Source organism: Paenibacillus sp. FSL P4-0338, from assembly GCF_038002365.1.
Lineage (GTDB): Bacteria > Bacillota > Bacilli > Paenibacillales > Paenibacillaceae > Paenibacillus_AQ.
In genome coordinates, this window is the sequence record NZ_JBBOCG010000001.1 from 711,329 (window position 1) to 732,203 (window position 20,875).

Below are 20,875 nucleotides of genomic sequence, written 5' to 3' on the forward strand. Positions count from 1 at the left end.
TATACACATGCGATCGATCAAGCTTAACCGTGTTATTGTCACCGTCTTCATGGCGGTTGCGGGAATTCTGTTCATTATGCCATTCTTATGGATGCTCTCCGCTTCCTTCAAGCCCGAGCTGGATGTCATGAAATATCCGATAGAGTGGATTCCGGCGAAATGGAATGCGGTGGAGAACTATAAGCAGGTATGGGCGGGAGCCGTGCCGTTCACACTCTACTACTGGAACACGACGAAGGTTACCCTGATGTCTACAGCACTGTCGCTGATAATCTCCGCTATGGCGGCTTACGGCTTCTCCAAAATCATTTTCAAAGGGCGGGATATTCTCTTCCTGGTTGTCCTGGCCACCTTCATGATTCCAACGCAGGCCATTCTGGTTCCGCAGTTCATGATGTACCGCTGGCTTGGACTGTTCGACAGCCATTTCGGGCTGGTGCTGCTTGCCGCCTCCGGGGTGCTTGGAACCTTCCTGCTGAGACAGTTCTTCCTGGGAATCCATGATGAAATTATTGAATCGGCGCGGATTGATGCAGCGGGCCACTGGACGATCTTCATGCGGATTGCCATGCCACTGGTGCAGCCAGCCCTTGCTACCTATATGATTCTCCGCTTTATCTGGACCTGGAATGATTACCAGAATCCGCTGATCTTCCTTCGTTCCGATTCATTGTTTACCCTGCAGCTGGGCATCAGGAAATTCGCTGATTTCAGCGGCGAGTTCTACTCGTTGATGATGGCAGGCGCTGTATCGGCCATTCTGCCGTTGTTAATTATTTTCATGATCGGCCAGAAGCAGGTGATTGAGGGAGTTGCGATGGGCAGTGTCAAAGGCTAGACTAATTACATTACAGGGGGTCGTATCATGTCAAAAGTAAAACGCAATCTATTCATCGCTGTACCGCTGTTATCCCTGCTGGTATCCGGGTGCGGAGGCGCCGGCAAAGCAGAGAAGGAGCCGGCGGCAACGGGTGCCGGAGCAGGTGCAGAACAAGCGGTGACCATTAAGCTGAGTAACTGGTATGCCAAAAAAATGGACAACTGGGATGTCGTGATTGCCGAGTTCGAGAAGCAGCATCCGAATATCAAGGTGGAATTCGCCTCTGCGGAGGATAACAACTCCAACGAATATTATAAGAAGCTTGACCTGGCGGTGGCCGGCGGCGACGATCTGGATATCCTCATGTTCAGTAACATGACCTTCCTGTCCCAGCGGGCAGGGCTCGGCATGATCCAGCCGCTGGATGATTATCTGGCTAAGGACGGCATTAATTTCAAGGATGAATATACAGCGGATACCAGCATTGACGGCAAGGTCTATGGACTGCCCGGCAAGTCCTCACAGGGTCTGGTGATCATCAACGAGGAACATCTGAAAGAGGCTGGACTTGAGCTGCCTAAGGATTGGACCTGGGATCAGTACATGGATTACGCCAAGGCGATGACGAAGAAGACGGGCGATAAGACCCGGTATGGAACCTACTTCCACAGCTGGATTCAATATGGATATGTGGCGCAGACCTTCGGCCAGGCGGTGAATGCGAATCTGACTACCGATGATGGCAAGACCGCCAATATTGACAATCCATTCATGCGCAAGTCGCTTGAGCTGCGGCTTCGGGGAGAAACGGAAGGCTCCGCTACCCCTTATTCCGAAGTGGTCAGCCAGAAGCTGAACTACAGACCGCAATATTTCAACCAAGATACCAGTATGCTTGTCACCGGCTCCTTCCTGATCCCGGAGACTGGCGGAACAGAGACGATTCCGGCCAGCTTCAAGACCGTGTTCGCTCCGCTGCCGAAGATGAAGATCGAAGATCCGATGTCCTCGAACGTGAGCGGGGATGTCCTGAGCATCTACAGCAAGTCCAAGCATAAAGACGAAGCCTACACCTTCATCCGCTGGTTCTCCACCGAGGGGATTGTGCTGCAAGGGAAGAATATTCCGTCCTGGAAAAAAGCTGACTTAAAAGATGTGGTGGACCGGATTATCGCAGGCAGCAAAACCCCGGAAATGATCGACAAGGCTTCGCTGCTCTATGTTCTGGAGAATACTATACCGACTACGGCAGCTACAGCGGTGCCTTATCACGCTGAGCTGGAGAAGGTGCTGCTGGAGGAATTCGATAAAATGATGCTGTCCGGTCAAAGCATCGATGATACTATCGAGCACGCACAGACCAAAATACAGAAGATTATCGATTCCAAATCCTAAGCAGCAGATATTACAGATTAGATAGGAGTGCTGACCGTGCTGTATCCAATAATGACGGAAACCCGCAGTCTGTACGATCTGGGCGGGATATGGAATTTCAAGCTGGACGATGGCTCCGGCTGGGAGGAGAACTGGCAGGCCTCCAAGCTGACAGATACAATCCCTATGGCGGTGCCTTCGGCTTATAATGATCTGGGCGTAAGCCCGGAGATTCGCAATCATGTCGGCTGGGTGTGGTACGAGCGGGAGCTGACGCTCCCTTCGAGCATCCTGAATGAGCGGCTGGTGCTGCGCTTCGGCTCGGCCACCCATAAGGCCAAGGTATATATCAACGGAAGCTTGGTCATGGAGCATTCCGGCGGATTCCTGCCCTTCGAGGGCGTGATTAACGGCTATATCCGGCCGGGAACGAACCGGTTGACGGTAGCTGTTCATAACGTCGTGGATTACACCACATTACCTGTTGGCCTGTACACGGAGACCGAGGGGCCGGACGGGAAGATCAAGGTGAAGAACCAGCCGAACTTCGATTTCTTCAACTTTGCCGGACTCCAGCGGCCGGTGAGAATCTACTCCACCCCGCAGACCTTCGTTCAAGATGTCACTGTCGTAACTGACTATGCGGGTGAGCAGGGGATCGTCCGGTATAGTGTAGACATTACGGGCGAAGCCGATATCCGGGTTACGGTACAGGATGAAGAGGGGAACACGGTCTGCTCAGGGACGGAGCGGTCCAGTACACTGGATATTCCCTCTGTTAGACTATGGCAGCCGTTGAACGCTTACTTGTATATCCTGAGAATCGAACTGCTGCAATCCGGGCAATTGGTAGATGTCTATGAGCTGCCGTTCGGTGTGCGGACGGTAGAAGTGAAGGACGGGCAGTTCCTGATTAATGGCGAGCCCTTCTACTTCAAGGGCTACGGCAGACATGAGGATACTCCGTTCCATGGACGGGGCCTGGATGAAGCGGCGAACATTATGGATTTCAATCTGATGAAATGGTCCGGGGCCAACTCCTTCCGTACGGCGCATTATCCGTATGCCGAGGAAGTGATGCGGCTGGCCGACCGTGAAGGCTTCGTCGTGATCAATGAGACCCCGGCAGTAGGCCTGGACCTTAATTTCCTCGTGATGTTCTCAGGGGGTTCGAAGAAGGATACCTGGGCAGAGGTCCAGACCTTCGGGCATCACCAGCAGGTGATCCGGGAGCTGATCAACCGGGATAAGAACCATGCCTGTGTGGTGATGTGGAATGTAGCCAACGAACCGGCCTCCTATGAGGACGGAGCGTACGAATACTTCAAACCGCTGATCGAGCAGCTGCGGGAGGAAGATCCGCAGCACCGTCCGGTGACCCTGGTGACGCATATCGAAGCCTCACCGGCTAACGATAGAATCTCTGAGCTGATAGATGTACTGGCCTTCAACCGGTATTACGGCTGGTATGTGGACGGGGGAGACCTGGAGTCTGCGAAGGTTAAGCTGCGGCAGGAGCTGGAAGCGTGGAGCCAGCGGTGCCCTGGCAAGCCAATGATGATGACTGAATACGGAACCGATACCGTGGCCGGACTCCATGATGTGGAGCCGATCATGTTCACGGAAGAATATCAGGTGGCGTTCTACCGGGCGAATCATGAAGTCTTCGATGAGTTCCGTGAGTTTGTGGGCGAGCAGGTATGGAATTTCGCCGACTTTGCCACCAGCCAGGGCATCATCCGTGTGCAAGGGAACAAGAAGGGCATCTTTACCCGTGACCGCAAGCCCAAGGCGGCAGCCCACGAGCTGCGCCGGAGATGGACGGAGATCCCGGATTTTGGCTATAAGAAGTAATTTGAACCGCCATGTACAAGCAAGCCTGCAAGCCTTCTGTTAGGGGAGGCTTGCTTTTTTATATGTCCTCCTAGTAGACCGGCAAGCCTTTTGATGCAGAGTTGAATGATTTTAGTGATATATTATAATGCAGAGGGTGGCATAATAATCTTCTACTCTAAATGAGGTGTACAATGAATCGGATTTTACTGGTCGAAGATGATGAGAACTTGGCATTCGGTATTGAATATACGATAACAAGTGAAGGATATACAGTTATTGCAGCAGTTAGTATGGAAGAAGCCAGAAGAGCATTAAAAACAAATACAGTCGATTTAATCTTGTTGGATGTCAATCTGCCTGACGGTTCAGGGTATGACCTGTGCAGAGAGATCCGGGCAACCTCCCAGATTCCCATTATATTCTTGACTGCTCTGGATGAGGAAGCCAACGTTGTTGCCGGTCTTGATTTGGGGGCAGATGATTATATGACTAAACCGATTCGAACCAAAGAACTGATCTCCAGAATGAAGGCTGTATTGAGGCGCAACCATAGGTCTAAGGATGAGGTAAGGGAATGGAGATCCGGTGATATTGAAGTTCGAGTCTTTGAAAGAGCTGTTCTTAAGCATAATCAAGAGCTGTTGCTGACAGGAATGGAGTATCGCTTGGTATTGATGTTAATGACACACCCTAAGAGAATTTGCAGCAGAAGCAGCCTTCTGAATCACCTGTGGGATATGTCAGGTGAATTCGTTGATGACAATACCCTTTCGGTTCATATTAGAAGATTAAGAGAGAAGATTGAAGATAATCCTGCAATACCGAAATATATAATTACTGTTCGAGGGGTTGGATATAAATGGAATGCAGAAGTCATCGGACGATAACTCATGATTGAATTATTCCGTAATCCAGAGTGGAAGTCCATCGCCGTTAAAGTCATCGTGCTCCAAGTTTTGTTTGCGGTTTTCATGTTCTTTTTTATGAGTGATCAAGTCAACCATATCCATAAGGCTTTGGTTAATCAAAATGCCGCACTGATTGGATATGTGTTGAAGCAAGACCCACAGTTAGAGGATGGTATGATTCACTATATTACTCAGGGGGCGAAGGAGAATGAGATTGCAGCGGGAAAACAAACCTTAGCTCAATATGCCTACAAAGAAGATATGCCCATAGGTGATCAGCCTTTACTTTCAGGTACCGCTATACCTATGAAAACCTCAGCGCAAGTATTGCTGTTTGGCATCCCTGTGCTGCTGTTAATACTTTGGGAGTATCGCAACATCTTTGCTAAGATTCGAGCCATTTCCTTCGCAGCGGATCAAGTGGTGGAACGACATGTGGACGAGCCGCTCCCGGATAACATTGAAGGTGACTTTGGCACCTTAGGCCGTAGTTTCAATGCGATGGCTGAAAGGCTGCATAACAGTCTTAATCAGCTTCAACATGAAAAAACATTTCTTCGTAATTTGCTCTCAGATATATCGCATCAGCTCAAAACACCGCTGGCATCCCTCATCGTTTTTAATGAGAATATGCTGAATGATCCCCATATGAATCTGGACATGAGATCGAAATTTCTAGAGCGGAGCACGAAGCAGCTTGAGCGAATGGAATGGCTGATTATCAGTTTGCTGAAGCTGGCACGGGTCGAAGCCGGAGCAATCATGTTCCGCAAGGAAGACATTCGAGTGAAATCAATCATGGTTCATGCCGTACAATCGTTGCGAATGTTAGCCGATCAAAGGATGCAGCAAATTGATATTCATGGTAATGAAGAGATGTCCGTTCGGGCGGATGAAGAATGGCTGGGAGAAGCCTTTATCAATTTGATTAAAAATGCACTGGAACACTCTCCGCTTGGAGGCGAAATTTCGATTACATTAGAAGACAGCTCATTGTTCCGGACAGTTATCATTCAAGATCGGGGGGAAGGCATAGCCCCAGAAGATTTGCCTCATATTTTCGAACGCTTTTATAGAGGGAAAAGTACGGCAAAACCTCAAAGTATTGGCATTGGCCTGCCGTTAGCCAAGTCCATTATAGAAGAGCAAGGCGGTATGATTACCGTTTCCAGTCAGCTAGGGATAGGAACGGAATTCAGAATTTCGTTTAATAAAGGAGATAAGTGAAGGGGAAGCTTACAATAATGTAAGCTTCCCCTTCACTCTATTGTAAGCTTCGAGATTTATAATAACCAATATACAATGTGAAGCATTAGTTTGAGGAGGCGGCAATAAGATGGAAATACTAAAGACTATAGATTTATGCAAAATCTACGGAAATGCAGAAGCGAGAGTTGAAGCTTTGAAAAATATTAATTTTTCTGTTCAACAAGGGGAATTTGTCGCTATTGTAGGGGTTAGCGGATCAGGGAAAAGCACCTTGATGCACCAGTTAGGTGGTGTGGATCGTCCGTCCAGCGGACAGGTCATCATCGATGGTACGGATCTCTATACCAAGAGTGAAGAGGAACTCGCTGTATTCCGAAGACGGAAAATAGGATTTATTTTTCAATCCTATAATTTGATCCCGGTCCTATCTACGGAGGAGAATATCAAGTTACCATTGCTGCTGGAGAATAAAAAGGTAGATGAGAAATATGTTCAGGAATTAATGGGATTACTAGGGCTTACTGACCGGAAGCATCATCTTCCCTCTGAATTGTCAGGCGGACAACAGCAACGGACGGCGATTGGCCGTGCGTTAATCAATAAACCGTCCATTATTTTAGCAGATGAGCCTACAGGAAATCTGGATAGTAAAAGCAGTAAGGAAATCATGGACCTGCTTACATTCTCCGTTAAAAAATATCATCAAACCTTGATTATGATTACACATGATTTAAATATTGCTAAAATGGCAGATCGAATCGTAAGAATCGAAGACGGGGTCCTTCAACAGCCAAATGAGGTGAGCCGTATTGAATAGTTACACTGGACTTACCGGGAAATATTTAAAGGGGCAGAAAAAAAGATCCTTACTTACGATCTTTGGTATTATTTTGTCGGTTACGCTCCTAACATCCATTGGAACCATTGGAATGAGCTATAGAGACAAGTTAATCAGACAAACCGTGCAAGATTTCGGGGATTACCATGTCTCGATTAATGATATTAAGGGAGAAGCTGTTCCGAAAATCAAAAATAATTCATCCGTAGAGAGTACAGGTATAGTTAGCAGAGAAGGATATGCTGTTATTAAAGAGAATGAAGAGAAGGTGAAGCAGGAAGATCCATACGCTGCACCTTACCGGTATTTGAATGTTAAAGGATATGATGCGGAGGCAATGAAGATGCTTCAAGTTCAGCTGGATTCAGGCAGATTGCCGGAGAACAAGGCTGAAATTATCCTGTCCTCCTCAAGTCTGAATTACTTTCCTGCGCAGCCAAAGCTGGGCGACAAGGTTAAATTAGAGCTTGGGCTCCGAAAAGTGAAGTCAACGGGTGAAGTGAAAAAAATAAACGGACTTGGCGATTTTGGCTGGGATCTTGACGAACTTTTTCAGGGGCAATTTCAACGGGAATATACGGTAGTCGGCTTCTTGAAATCAACGAGGTCAAGTACATGGAGCTCGAGGTATATCTTTCCTGCCATTACATTCCAAGATTATAAACACATCGAGAATCAAAAAAAGTATTTTATGTATGTCAAGATGAAATCTATGAACGGCATCCAGGAGAAAACAGAAGCTATGATGTCCTCTTTACAGCTGGGTCAGGTCGATTATGATGCCGCTAAGCAGCTGGATAAAGATAACTTTTTTAAGAATGTGCGGATCGAATACAATAATGAATTGCTTAGATTATATGGTAAAAGCATTTATCAAGGCGTGAATACCAGCTTAATTCTGGCATTTGCTGCTGTCATTGTGATTATTATGATCTGCACCATTGCCGTGATTTATAATACATTCAATATCTCTATATTGGAACGGATATCACAATTCGGCATGCTGAGATGTATTGGTGCTACACCCGCTCAAATTCGCAAAATTGTCTTGCAAGAAGCTGCTCTGCTCAGCTTGATCGGCATACCCGTCGGAATTCTCACAGGCACCCTGTTTATGAGGGTATTGTTTTATAATATCAGCTTGTTAGCATTAGGTTTCTTGAATGATATGAGAATGGTCATTTCCGTACCGATTCTAGTCGCTGCGGGTCTATTAGGCTTGCTGAGCGTATTTCTGTCCGCTATTGGACCAGCCAAACAAGCAGCTCGCGTATCTCCTTTAGAAGCGCTACAGAATTCGGGGAGCACAAGGATCGATCGGATCACAACGGTCAAGAAGTCCCTGTTCGTTACAAATTTGTTTGGTATCGTAGGGCAATTCGCCAGCAGGAACTTGCGCCGAAACAAGAAACGTTTCCGGATTACAGCCTTTTCCATGATTGTCAGCATCATTATTTTTATTGTCTTTAGCGGTTTGGTGAATTTCATACAGCAAGCAACACGAGTCTCAGGCGCTGAGTATTCGTACTCACTTTCCTATGAGGGTCCTTCAAAGCGGATAGATGATAAAGTGTATCAGCACATTGCTAAGGTGGAGGCTGTTCAACAAGCTTACAAATTTTACAATAGTCAAGTGACGGCTATTATCCCTAAGGACAAGATTAACCCGAAATATTATGAATTAAATAAAGAACGATACGTTGTTGCTGAAGGGGACGGGTATAGAACAGACAATAATTTCCTTATGTCCTTTGGGGATAATGGATTAGACGCTATGCGCTCCAAGCTGATCTCAGGGGCGATCGACAAGGAGACAATGAACCAGGAGAACGGCGTTATCGTTCAACAAAAAATAAGCATGACCACACAAAAAGGCCAGGAGCTGATTATCGACCAAACCCAATTTAAAGTGGGGGATCATATCAATATCCGCACTGTTGAGGGAGGCCATCACAAATATCAAACAGTAACCGTGGCTGGAATCGTGGACGAAGATTTGTTATCAAATGGATATACCGAGAGTCACGTTGTTACATTCTTCACAACGTCTAAAGTATATTCCAAGATTACAGGTAACGATGCATATTCAAGAATGTTTATTCTTGCTGATGCTGATCAACCGAATCAAGCCATTACGGATTATCTTAAAGCATTAGTTGAAAAAGACGCGGGATTTAACTACCAGGATCGGGTAGCGGAGCTCACTGAGGCCAAAAACGACGCAGTGACTTTCAGCATCATCCTTTACGGTTTTATCGGTGTCATAGTGTTAATTGCATTCTTGAACATTGTAAATACCGTGAGTACGAATCTTATTCTTCGCACGAAAGAGTTTGCTGTCCTTAAGGCCATTGGCATGACCCAAAAAGAAGTCAGGAAAATGATTGTTCTAGAAAGTATATTTTACGGTTTGTTTGCCTCCGTTGTTGGAATCACCTTAGGTACGGCTCTTAGCTACAGCATTCAAATGCTCTTCGCGGGTGCTGTGAGTACAGCTTGGACGATCCCGTGGTACAGTATCGGTATTGCTTTTGCAGGTGCTATACTGACAACGCTTCTCGCAACGATTTGGCCAATGTATCAGTTAAATAAAGTGAATATCGTGGAGGCCCTCCGGAGAGAGAATTAGAGGAAGGTGCCTTGCTTGGCATATCTGCCCGGGGATACTCCAGCTACCTTGGTGAAGCTGCGGATGAAATTAGCGTAATCGCTGAAGCCGGATTGATAGCAGGCCTCGGTAAGGCTAAGCCCGTCGCGGAGGTAAGCCTTGGCTAACGAAATCCGGCGGTCCAGTATGTAGGAACGCAGCGTCAGGCCTGTGTGTTGTTTGAACTGGCGGCTGATATAGGTGCTGTTCAAATGAAAGATACCGCTAAGCTGCTCAAGCGTGATGGCCTGCCCCAGATGGGCATCAATATACTCCATCGTCCTGCGCACCAGCTCCGGCATGATATCCGCAGGAACGATGCTCGTTCTATGAAACACGGTGTTGGTCAGCACCAATAGTTGAGCAAGCATGCTGTTGGCGAGGATATCTGCCCCATACGCATCCGATGAGAGGACCAGCTCCAGATCACCGGTCAACCGGAGAATCTGCTGAAGCTCGGCTTCCTCCAGACGAACGATGTTGCCCTTCCCCTTCGGGCGGTAATCGAAGCACCAGGATAGAGGGGTAGCCGGAGTAGACAGGCGGTGCAGATAAGATTTTTGGAGATTGATCGTAATCCGTTCATATTCCGCTTCATCCTGGCTGAAGGAACGATGCATTTCTTCCGGATTCAGTACAAGCAGATCTCCGCGCTGCAGGTGGTAGCAGCTGTTCTCAATATAGAACTTGACGTTGCCGCGCAGAAATAAGTACAGCTCATACGCTTCATGGCGGTGATAGAAGGTTCCCATATTATAGGTGGTTGTCCTGTGCAGGTAGAGGTAATCTTTATGGATAGGGTCATAGCGAAGCTCAAATGGCTCGTTCATGGGTAACCTCCGGATCATTTCGCGCAATAATAACAGCGGAACCAGCAATGATTCTTCTCTGGAATTACTTTAAAATGACATTATCCTAGCATGCAGGAATATGATTTGCAACCCTTTTATCGTATTACAACAGACTGGAGGACAGGATAGTGGAACTGATTATAACGGCAAGAAGCAAGACTCAGGAAGATTCTGAATATACCGGATTAAACGGGCATGGACTACATGCCTCTGTAGAGATAACAGGCGGGACAGGCAGTGCACAGCATCCCTTTCAGGCTCATGTACAGCTCACGAATCTGAACAGCACGCCCTGGTTAGGCGTCATTCACGTGGAACTGCCGTTCGCCAAGGCGGATCCGCGCTTTTTTCTTCCTGCGTTTATGTATGGCCGCAACCGGGGAGAAGCTCCGCAGAATGTTCCGAACGAATTCCCGAGATTAAGGGAGGGCCAACCCGCGCGTCCTTCATCTTCCTGGTGGATGGTGCGCAGCGACCGGCTGTCACACCCGGCAGCGCTTGTATATGACACCGGCAAAGTGTACGGATTATGCGCCAGCCCTTATTTTATATACAGGGCGGATGAGAAGATCCAGTGGAAGCCAGGGCTAGAGGAAGAGTTCTTCCAGTACGGCGGCTTCACCTGCTCGCTTGCCAAGGGAACGGTCGGGTATACGCTGGGGTATGAGAATGCTCCGCTTTTGTTCATCAAATCGCGTCTCGTTAAGGAACGGGCACCGCTGGAGGAGAACTGCTTCGAACTGGCAGCTTCGGAATCTGTAGCGTTCACATTGGATCTGTATGATTACACGGCCGAGTCAGAGCTGGGCATCCATGCTGCGCTGGAAGAGATCTATTGCCGCTATCATCAGCCACCAAGATCCGGCAGTGATAGGCGGACCTCAGCGGCCGACCTGTCGAAGGCAATCTATCAATATGCGTGGCTGCCTGAGGACCGGAGCTATACCACTTTTGTCTATGAGGACAAGGAGACAGGCGGGTACCGGTACAACAAAATCATTTCCACCAGCTGGACAAACGGACTGACTGTAGCCACTCCTATGCTGATGGCTGCGCTGCGGCTGGGAGATGAGCCTATGCGCAGACAGGCGCTCTCCTGCATTGAGAATATCATCAGGAACTCCCTGAACCCGGCTTCCGGTCTCCCTTACGAGGCCTATCAGGACGGGAAATGGAGCATTCACGGCTGGTGGTTTGACGGGATGCGTACGCCGGGACATTCCGCCTATCTGTGCGGACAGGCCTTATTCTATATTATGAAGGCCTATGAATACGAGAAACGGCTCAACCATGTCATCCACGAGGACTGGGTGGACTTCGTGCGTAAGATTCTCCCTGTACTGGAGAGAAGCCGGAATTCGGATGATGAATACCCTACGATTCTCTCCGAGAGAACCGGCGCCGGGCTTGAATACGATTCCTTCAGCGGAACATGGATCATGGCTGCCATAGCCTACTATAGCTGGCTTACCGGAAACCGGTCGCATCTGGACAGCCTGAAGCGCAGTGAGCGGCATTATTATGAGACCTATGTGAGACGGCTGGAGTGTTATGGAGCACCGCTTGATGCGGATAAAGCGGTAGACTCTGAAGGGATTCTGGCGTATATCAGGGCGGTCCGGTATCTGCATGCCCTCACCGGGGATGAGCTGTATCTTGATCATATGAGAGATGCCCTTGCTTATGAGTTCACCTTCAAATTCGCCTATAATTCACCGGTTAAGGTGCCGCCGCTCAGTACATTGGGCTGGTCCAGCTCCGGAGGGAGTGTGACCTCAGTCGCCAATCCGCATATTCATCCCATGTCGAGCAGCGTGGTAGATGAGCTGTATTATTATGTGAAGCAGCGTGAAGATCCGTATGTGAAACAGCGGCTGCTGGATACCGTGGGCTGGGGCTGTCAGACCTACAACAGATATGACCGGGAGTTCGGTCACGGCTTGACGGGTTGGATGTCCGAGCGCTTTTGTCATTCCGAGGGACTGGTAACAGAGACTTACAGTGACGGTTCTCCGGCAAGCACCTGGTTCTGCCTGATGCCCTGGGCCAGCAGCAGTATTATTGAAGGTCTGGTTGGCGATTACTGGGAGGCGGACAGCGAGTAGCGCTGTTAATTCTCAAGGTTGATATTTTGTCCAAAAATAAGGGGCTGTCCCAAAAGTGACAGCCCCTTTTATTGTGGGAACGAAAAACAGCATACATTTTTCTGATGCGCAGGTAATATCATCGAGGGGAACAACGTTCTGGTGCGGAGCGTCCCCCTCTCCCAAGTGCTCACGCTGAATCCCCTCTAGCATAAAGAGCTATCCCAAGCAGCCGTTTCATGGCTTCTAAGACAGTTCCAATTAAGCTATCGTAAATTTCATACCAGCCGTCTGCACTACATTTCCTTGAATTTCAGTGGAAGCATCTTCTACGAAGACCGGAATTTCAAGTGCTGATATCAACTTAGTCCAGAACTTAACAGCTTTTACATTCGATTTGAACATCCCTACCTCGTACCGGCCCGAATACAGTTTGAAGATTTGCATGACACATCTTTGGCTATATTCGTGCCTCTGTATTTGGGCAATACAAATAGCTCCTGCACTGAATAGTCCACTTCCTTTGCAACAAAAGGAGGGGAGGTAACCAGAATAAAGCCAACGATTTTTTCATTAAACGTGATGAAGTAAGGATATAACCGTTCGTCCCTATAATACGGCGAGATATCTTCCATTTCGAATGTACCTTCTGCTCCAATATCCTCCTGTGAGTAAGCAGAAAGCTCATAGAGATAATAATTAAATAAGTTTTCAAATTGTTCTTTGTTTGTATCTGTTATTTGCTGAATTGTCGCCTTCATCTTATTAACCCGACCTATGCTGCCCTAACGATACAGTATCACACATTACGTCGAACGTAAGGTGAAAAGACAGCTATAATTAACGTTACCTTTTTCAAAAGAATGCCCGGGCACTCAGGACAGCATACTGGCCCGGTATCTGCCCGGGGACATGCCGGTCACCTTGGTGAAGCTGCGGATGAAGTTGGCGTAGTCGCTGAAGCCGGACAGCTCGCAGGCGGCCGCGACGCTCTTGCCGGAGGTAAGGTGGCTCATGGCCAGAGAGACGCGCTTGCCCACAATATAGGAGCGGACGGTAAGTCCCGTGTGCTCTTTGAACAGCTGGCTTATATATTTGCCGCTGTAATGAAATTCCTGCTCCAGCTGAGCGGAGTAGATCGGTTCGAGCAGATGTTCCTCGATGTAAGCCATCGTCTGGCGGACCAGCTCCGGCATGAGATTATGCGGCAGGGCGGCAGAAGACTGCTGCAGAGTGTTGATGAACACAAGCAGCCGGGTGGCATAGGAATCGGCCAGCAGATCCTGTCCGTACTCCTCGGAGTGAAGGCTACGGATCAATTGGTCCGCCAGTCTGGAATAGAAGGCGCACTGGTTGCGGGAGAGCCGTATCAGTGTATTCAGCCCGGAGGGAAAGGCGTTGAAGCAGGCCAGCAGGTTCGTACGGCTGCTGGATAGCCGCCGCAGGGCGGATCTTCTCAGGTTCAGCCCGATCCGTTCATAGGTCTGATTGTCGGCACAGACACAGCGGTGCATCTCACCGGGACGGATCAGCAGCAGATCGCCGGGGGAGAGCTTGTAGCAGGACTGCTCTACATACATATAGGTATTGCCTCTCAGGAACAGGTAGATTTCGTAGGCATCGTGCCGGTGGTAAGGCTGAGCCGGGCTGAGCTGCTCTGTGGTGGTTGATTTGTGGAAGCAAACCATTTCTTCGGTGATCGGGGTGAACTCATACTGGGCAAGTTGTTCCATGGCATCCATTCCTTTAATTGGATATATAAGGAGTATTGGTATCCGCGCAATATAGTATCGCTGATATGCAACGACGATATATCAACTATTTAATATAATACAGGAATAGGAAGCGCTTGCAAGTGTTGCAAGGATAAAGGACAAGCCTGTACAGGGTACAGCTGCCGCTTCGATTAGACAGGAGGTGCGACCAGAGGCAGGATTCGGCAGAAATGTTGTGCGGAAATCATAAAAAAGGAGATGAAGCAATGAAATCAACGTTTAAAAAATCATTATGTACCTTGCTGGCAACGGTTACTATGTTGTCAATGCTGGTGGTGCCGCCGCCGCCCAAAGTTTCAGCAGCCAGCGATGTGACGGTCAATCTGTCCGCCCAGAAGCAGGTGATCCGCGGATTCGGGGGCATCAACCACCCGGTCTGGATCGGCGATCTGACGGCCGCGCAGCGGGAGACCGCCTTCGGTAACGGAGCGAACCAGCTGGGATTATCCATTCTGAGAATCTCTGTGGACGATAACAAGAATAACTGGTCTAAGGAGCTGGATACGGCCAAGGCGGCCGTTGCCAAGGGAGCCATCGTCTTCGCCTCCCCCTGGAATCCTCCTGCAAGTATGACGGAGACCTTCAACCACAATGGGAATACCTCAGCCAAGCGTCTCAAATATAACCAGTACGGCGCATACGCCCAGCATCTGAATGACTTCGTGACCTATATGAAGAATAACGGGGTTAACCTGTATGCGATCTCGATACAGAATGAACCGGACTATGCCGAGACCTGGACCTGGTGGACACCTGCCGAAGTCCTGAACTTTATGAAGAATTATGCCGGTTCGATCAATTGCCGGGTTATTGCTCCCGAGTCCTTCCAATATCTGAAGAATATGTCCGACCCGATTCTGAATGATTCCCAGGCGCTGGCCAATATGGACATTCTGGGGGCGCATTTGTATGGAACACAGGTGAACAACTTTGCCTATCCGCTCTTCAAGCAGAAGGGTGCAGGCAAAGAGCTGTGGATGACCGAGGTCTATTACCCTAACAGCAATAACAACTCGGCCAACCTGTGGCCGGAAGCACTGGAAGTAGCCTATCATATGCACAATGCACTGGTGGAAGGGGATTTCCAGGCTTATGTATGGTGGTATATCCGCCGTCAATACAGCCCGATGAATGAGGACGGCAGTATCAGCAAGCGCGGGGACAGCATGGCCCAGTTCTCCAAGTTCGTCCGCCCGGGTTATGTAAGAGTGGACGCGACCAAGAATCCGAATACCAATGTCTATGTCTCGGCTTACAAGGGCAGTAACAAGGCAGTTATTGTCGCTATTAATAAAAGTACTTCGGCGGTCAGCCAGCGGTTCGTCCTGCAGAACGGCACAGCCTCCAGCTTTGCTTCGTGGATTACCGACGCCAACCGGAAGGTGGCTGCCGGCTCTAACATTAATGTGTCGAACGGCGCTTTCACCGCCCAACTGCCTGCGCTTAGTGTAACTACCTTCGTAGCCACACTCGGAAGCAGCAAAAGCTCGGTAACGGATGCAATCTATGACATTGAAGTAGATCCTGCCTTGGCTGATGAAGTTTTTGCCGAGTAGAATACAGCCGCAGCATTTATGACTTAACCGCAGATAGACCCAGCATCCCGGCCTGTAAACCGCAGCTTGCATAGTGCGTTTACGGGCCGGGATTTTTTTGGAAAATAAGGAGGGGTATCATGTTCAAAGTGTTGCTGGTAGACGATGAGGTGTATGTTCGTAAAGGGCTGCTGGAAATCATTCCTTGGGAAGCGTTGAAATTCAGCGTTGTGGGAGAGGCCAATAATGGCGCTGAAGCGCTGGAGATGATTGAACAACTGGAGCCTGACCTCGTGATTACGGATATCCGTATGCCCACTCTGGATGGGCTGGATCTGATCCGCAGTGTGTATACACAGGCCGGACTGCCTATGATATTCATCATAATCAGCGGCTTCAACGATTTCAATTATGCACAGCAGGCCATGCGCTATGGGGTTCGCGACTACATCCTCAAGCCCATAGACGAAGAGGAGATGACTGCTGCGCTCCGGAAGCTGTCGTATGCCATGGGCCGGAAGCGGATTGCCGCGCTGACCAATGATGACTTAACGACAAGTGCAATTATGGAAGCACTGGTGCAAGAGAACCTCCAGCCGGAGGAAGCCGAACCTTATGCAGCAGCCTTGGGGCTGGACAGGCAGGCACAAATATGCCGAGAATACTGGGGTCATTACATATGCGCAGATTAGGGAGAAAGCACTGTACGTGTTTGATATGAGTCCGGTACTGGCAAACAAGCTGATCCTGGAGCTGGAGGAGGGCAACATGACAGACTATCAGCAGACGGTGAACAACATATTCACCTTATTCCAGGAACAGCGCTTCACCCCGCAAGCCGTGACCGGCTCGCTCGCCCGGTGTATGACGGGCATTCTTGGCGTGATTACAGCGATGGACGGCAACGAGGCGGAAATCCTCCGGCTTAAGGGGCTGGCAGAACAGGGCCATGGGCAGTGGAGCCTGCCCATGCTGCAGGAGCATTTCCTGCAGGCCATACATGAAGCGGCGGAATATATGGTGCGGCTCCGCAGAGAGAATAGCCTGGGGGGAATCAAGCCGATCAAGCAATACATAGACACTCATTACCACGAGAATATCAGCCTTAAGAGTATAGCGGCCATGTTTTATATGAATGCCGTTTATTTGGGACGGCTATTCCGCAAGACCTATGGCGTCTATTTCAATGAATATCTCCTGGAGCTTAGAGTGCAGGAAGCTAAGAAGCTGCTGCGGCAGAGCGATCTGAGAATGTACGAGATTGCAGGCAGGGTCGGTTTTCAGAATGCTGATTATTTCGTGACCCAATTTGAAAAGCTGGAGCAGCTAACGCCGTCGGAATATCGGAATCTGCTGATCGGCAAAGAATAGCGGGGTGGTCCTATGAAGAGGTTCCTGAATTATTTGAAGCTGCGCGATAAGCTGCTGCTGATGTATGTGCTGTCGGTCTTTTTTCCTATCGTGCTGACGAATATCGTGTTCTATAATGTGACCACTTCTAATATACGAAATCAAAAAATCCGTGATGCAGATATGGCGCTGAGTAATCTGAAAAACGACCTGCGTGTGACGATTGATCAGGGGGTCGGCCTTTCGTATTCGCTGTATACCGATGCCATCTTCAACAAAACCATTACCCGCAAATTTGCCAGCCAAAAGGAATATGTGGACACCTTCAATTCTTATCTGAGGGGCGCGCTGGCCGATCAGAATATGCAGGGGGTCCGCTGGTATCAGGTGTATACGGATAATCCCACCATCTTAGCCTCCGGCTATATGGAACGGTTAACCGGCGAAATCCGAAAGTCCGGCTGGTATACCCGGTCCCTGGCCTCCTCTGCTTCCTATCCAACCTTTGTCTATGCGGACCAGAAGTTCAGCCTGGTTCAGCGATTGAATAATTACAATTCCGGCGGCTTCGAGCAGCTTGTCAAGATCGACCTGAATATGGAGCAGATACACCAGATCTTTTTTGGAAACGGATTCGACGGCAAGGTCTATCTGGTGGACCCTCAGGGCAGAGTGCAGTTCGGGAATGTGACGGCCAATCTTACGAAGGATATTTACTTTCATGAGATCAGCTTTCCCGATAGCTCGCTTATCTTTGATGAAGCGTACAGTGGCATTAATTATCTGGAGGGCTGGACACTGAAGGGCGTGATGGACGAGGAAAGCGTGCTGAAGGAGGTCCGTGAGTCGCGGGCTTTTCTCATCTGGCTGGCCTGCATCAACTTTGTATTGCCTACGATTATCATAGCTGTCATATCAAGGTCCATTCACGTGCGGCTGGTGCGGATTCTGAGACATATGAAGAAGGTGAAGGCCCAGAACTTCCAGACGATTCCCCCTGAAGACGCCAGAGATGAGATCGGGCAGCTCACCGCCGAATTCAACCGGATGACCGAAACGATCCACAGTCTGATTAATGAGGTCTATGTTGCAGATATTCAGAAGAAAAATCTGGAGCTGAAGCAGCAGCAGGCCCAGCTTCATGCCCTGCACAGCCAGATCAATCCCCACTTTCTGTTCAATTCGCTGGAATCGGTCCGCATGCGCAGCATCATCAAGGGGGAGAAGGAGACCGCGAGGATCATTCAGCATATGGCCCAAATGTTCCGCAAATCCCTCTCCTGGAGCCATAACGATGTTACCGTCCGCGAGGAGCTGGAGCTGATTGAGAGCTTCCTTACGATCCAGCAATACCGCTTCGGCGAGAAGCTGGATTATAGCATCGTTGCTGATCCGGCGGCGCTTGGACAGCGAATTCCCAAGATGATTCTGCTGCCGTTTGTGGAGAATGCCAGTATCCATGGTATTGAATCAAGCCCGGATAAGGGGATTATCGTAATCTCAGTTACCGTGCAGGCGGACAAGCTAATCTTCAGCTTCGAGGATAACGGGATCGGCATGGCCCCGGACAAGCTGGAGGAACTGATTCGGTATCTGGAGGATAGCGATGATATCGGTGAGCGTGTCGGGATGAAGAATGCGTACTGCCGCCTGAAGCTTTGTTACCCCGCAGGCTTTGCTTTTACAATGAATGCCCGCAGCGGTGAGGGGACATCGATTGAGATTATTCTTCCCTTACAAGAAGAGGGCTCGTCAGAAACGGGATTGGGTATGCTTTTCAAAGTATGAGGTATGGTTTGTTGGGTAATCAAGAAAGCGGTTACTTGTTATATTGAAAGAGCTTTCATTATTGAAGGAATTTAAGAATCGTAAGGGGGATTTAGTCGAAATGTTAAAAAGCAAGATTATGACCGCTAGTTTGGCACTCGTTATGGCGGCGGCTTTGGTAGGTTGTGGTAACGGAAACTCGTCTGACAGTGCGGCGAACAGCAAGGAGGATCAAGGAAAAGAAGATACCTCAGCGGTTACGTACAAGTATTTCAGCTTTGGCGGGCCGAAGAAGCAGGTCCTGGGCAGTGAAACTACGATCGGGAAAGAGCTGCAGACACAAACCGGCGTGGACTGGAACATAGAATATCTGGTAGGCGATGGCGATACGAAGGCTGGAGTTATGATTGCCAGTGGTGATTATCCTGACATTATTGATTCCAGTGGCCAAATGGCCAAGCTGATGGAAGCAGGAGCCTTCATTCCGCTGGATGATCTGATTGAGAAGTATGGACCCAACATCAAGCGTGTCTATGGCCCTTATTTTGATAAATTCAGACAGAAGGACGGTAAACTTTACTTCTTCCCTTATGGTGCCAATATCGGCTACCTGTCCGAGTCTAATTTCCAGACGGGATTCTATCTTCAGCGCTCAGTATTGAAGGAATTCAATTACCCAAAAATCACCACTCTGGATGAATATTTCGACCTGATCAAGCAGTACAAGGAAAAGCACCCTCAGGTGGACGGCAAGGATACAATTGGTTTCGCTACCCTTGCGGGTGAGCAGGGCAGCTTCTATACCCTCCAGAATCCGGCTATGCACTTGGCAGGCTCTCCAAATGACGGCAGCTCCATCATAGACATGAAGACCCATGAAGCCAAGCTGGTCGCGGGCTCTGAATACCAGAAGCGGTGGATCGGGAAGCTGAATGAGGCCAATGCCGAAGGCCTGGTTGATCCGGAGTCCTTCACCATGAACAAAGACCAGTATTTGGCGAAGCTGACCTCCGGACGCGTACTCGGTTATTTCAGCTACTCCTGGCAGGTTGGGGATGCAACCAACAATCTGAAGAAAGCCGGCAATGATGATAAACGGTATGTATCATTGCCAATCGTGTTCGATAAAGGAACTAAGGATCAATATATTGACCCTCCCGGCTTTGTCAACAATTACGGGGTAGGCATTACCGTCAAAGCCAAAGATCCGGTCCGCATTATCAAGTACTTCGATAACCTGCTGAAAGAAGAAAATCAGATTCTGGTCCAGTGGGGCATCAAAGACCAAAGCTATGCAGTTGATGAGAACGGCCGCTTCACGTATGCCAACGATGAACAACGGCAAATGCACGAAGATCCTGAAAAGAGTATGAAATTCGGGTTCGACTACTTCAATTACAGCTGGCCTCGTTACGGAAACAGCTCCATTCTGCAGGACGGCAACGCCTATGGTCCCGGCAGTCAGCCGGAGGTGGCAACCTTCAGCTACACGGAGGGTGACAAGAAGCTCCTTGCTGCATACGGTGTGAAGACCTTCAGTGGGCTGTTCAGCAATCCGGATGAGCGTTCATGGTTCCCGGCGTGGTCCATCGCCCTTGAGCAGGGGTCACCTGAGCAGATGTTCATCACCAAAGCGGATGATCTCCAGCGGAACCATCTGCCTTCGATGATTCTGGACACACCGGCCAACTTCAACAAGAATTGGGACGACTACATGAATCAGTTAAACAAGCTGGACAAGAAGACGTACGAGAGTTTCATTACACAAAAGGTACAGGACCGCGTCGCAGGTAAATGGTGATCTAGAGATCATATAAGTTGTTAGAGGCCCGGGGTCGTAAGTGAGTTGTCACTTTCGACCTTAGGCTTTAAACACCAAGG

15 protein-coding genes and 1 pseudogene are annotated in these 20,875 nt (G+C 49.0%); 13 read left to right on the plus strand and 3 right to left on the minus strand.

Annotated features, from left to right (window positions below; genetic code table 11):
- The first annotated feature begins 7 nt into the window (after nucleotides 1–7).
- From MKZ07_RS02930 to MKZ07_RS02960, 7 genes are all read left to right on the plus strand, one after another.
- Entirely contained in the window at nucleotides 8–838 is an 831-nt protein-coding gene (locus MKZ07_RS02930) for a carbohydrate ABC transporter permease (protein WP_036695221.1), read from the plus strand.
- 27 nt (nucleotides 839–865) lie between these two features.
- Nucleotides 866–2,215, plus strand: coding sequence for an ABC transporter substrate-binding protein (locus MKZ07_RS02935; protein WP_051493512.1), 1,350 nt, complete (start codon nucleotides 866–868; stop codon nucleotides 2,213–2,215).
- Nucleotides 2,216–2,251: 36 nt separating this feature from the next.
- Complete coding sequence (gene uidA, locus MKZ07_RS02940) at nucleotides 2,252–4,048, plus strand: beta-glucuronidase (protein ID WP_076157296.1); 1,797 nt, start codon at nucleotides 2,252–2,254, stop codon at nucleotides 4,046–4,048.
- A 173-nt stretch (nucleotides 4,049–4,221) separates the two neighbouring features.
- A complete protein-coding gene (locus MKZ07_RS02945; RefSeq protein WP_036695218.1) occupies nucleotides 4,222–4,917 on the plus strand; it encodes a response regulator transcription factor in 696 nt (231 codons plus the stop codon).
- A 3-nt stretch (nucleotides 4,918–4,920) separates the two neighbouring features.
- Nucleotides 4,921–6,165 (plus strand): HAMP domain-containing sensor histidine kinase, encoded by a 1,245-nt coding sequence (locus tag MKZ07_RS02950; RefSeq protein ID WP_036695217.1) that lies wholly within the window; start codon nucleotides 4,921–4,923, stop codon nucleotides 6,163–6,165.
- A 109-nt stretch (nucleotides 6,166–6,274) separates the two neighbouring features.
- Nucleotides 6,275–6,964, plus strand: coding sequence for an ABC transporter ATP-binding protein (locus MKZ07_RS02955; RefSeq protein ID WP_036695216.1), 690 nt, complete (start codon nucleotides 6,275–6,277; stop codon nucleotides 6,962–6,964).
- Entirely contained in the window at nucleotides 6,957–9,614 is a 2,658-nt protein-coding gene (locus MKZ07_RS02960; protein WP_341024409.1) for an ABC transporter permease, read from the plus strand. The genes MKZ07_RS02955 and MKZ07_RS02960 overlap by 8 nt, the downstream gene beginning before the upstream one ends.
- On the opposite strand, the gene MKZ07_RS02965 is transcribed toward MKZ07_RS02960, so the two are convergent.
- Nucleotides 9,611–10,462, minus strand: a complete 852-nt coding sequence (locus tag MKZ07_RS02965; RefSeq protein WP_341024411.1) for an AraC family transcriptional regulator — start codon at nucleotides 10,460–10,462, stop codon at nucleotides 9,611–9,613. The genes MKZ07_RS02960 and MKZ07_RS02965 overlap by 4 nt on opposite strands.
- Nucleotides 10,463–10,611: 149 nt before the next feature.
- Here MKZ07_RS02965 and MKZ07_RS02970 point away from each other — a divergent pair, with 149 nt between their 5' ends.
- On the plus strand, nucleotides 10,612–12,588 hold the full coding sequence (locus MKZ07_RS02970) for a hypothetical protein (RefSeq protein WP_036695213.1): 1,977 nt from the start codon (nucleotides 10,612–10,614) through the stop codon (nucleotides 12,586–12,588).
- 386 nt (nucleotides 12,589–12,974) lie between these two features.
- On the opposite strand, the gene MKZ07_RS02975 is transcribed toward MKZ07_RS02970, so the two are convergent.
- Both MKZ07_RS02975 and MKZ07_RS02980 read right to left on the minus strand, forming a co-directional pair.
- Nucleotides 12,975–13,328 carry a GNAT family N-acetyltransferase gene (locus MKZ07_RS02975; RefSeq protein WP_036695212.1) on the minus strand — a complete coding sequence of 118 codons (354 nt, stop codon included), beginning with the start codon at nucleotides 13,326–13,328 and terminating at the stop codon, nucleotides 12,975–12,977.
- Between the two features lie 114 nt (nucleotides 13,329–13,442).
- Complete coding sequence (locus MKZ07_RS02980; protein WP_036695211.1) at nucleotides 13,443–14,300, minus strand: helix-turn-helix domain-containing protein; 858 nt, start codon at nucleotides 14,298–14,300, stop codon at nucleotides 13,443–13,445.
- A 248-nt stretch (nucleotides 14,301–14,548) separates the two neighbouring features.
- Between MKZ07_RS02980 and MKZ07_RS02985 the strand changes: the two genes are divergently transcribed.
- The 5 genes and pseudogenes from MKZ07_RS02985 (at nucleotide 14,549) to MKZ07_RS03005 (ending at nucleotide 20,795) form a co-directional block, all read left to right on the plus strand.
- The gene (locus MKZ07_RS02985) at nucleotides 14,549–15,898 is read left to right on the plus strand and encodes a glucuronoxylanase (RefSeq protein WP_036695210.1); all 1,350 of its coding nucleotides are present in this window, start codon (nucleotides 14,549–14,551) and stop codon (nucleotides 15,896–15,898) included.
- A 119-nt stretch (nucleotides 15,899–16,017) separates the two neighbouring features.
- Complete coding sequence (locus MKZ07_RS02990; RefSeq protein ID WP_051493511.1) at nucleotides 16,018–16,569, plus strand: response regulator; 552 nt, start codon at nucleotides 16,018–16,020, stop codon at nucleotides 16,567–16,569.
- A gap of 352 nt (nucleotides 16,570–16,921) precedes the next feature.
- Nucleotides 16,922–17,248 (plus strand): annotated as a pseudogene (locus MKZ07_RS33515) (helix-turn-helix transcriptional regulator); the annotation flags it as partial.
- Between the two features lie 12 nt (nucleotides 17,249–17,260).
- A complete protein-coding gene (locus MKZ07_RS03000) occupies nucleotides 17,261–19,015 on the plus strand; it encodes a sensor histidine kinase (protein ID WP_036695209.1) in 1,755 nt (584 codons plus the stop codon).
- Nucleotides 19,016–19,115: 100 nt separating this feature from the next.
- Entirely contained in the window at nucleotides 19,116–20,795 is a 1,680-nt protein-coding gene (locus MKZ07_RS03005) for an ABC transporter substrate-binding protein (protein ID WP_341024414.1), read from the plus strand.
- Nucleotides 20,796–20,875: the final 80 nt, after the last annotated feature.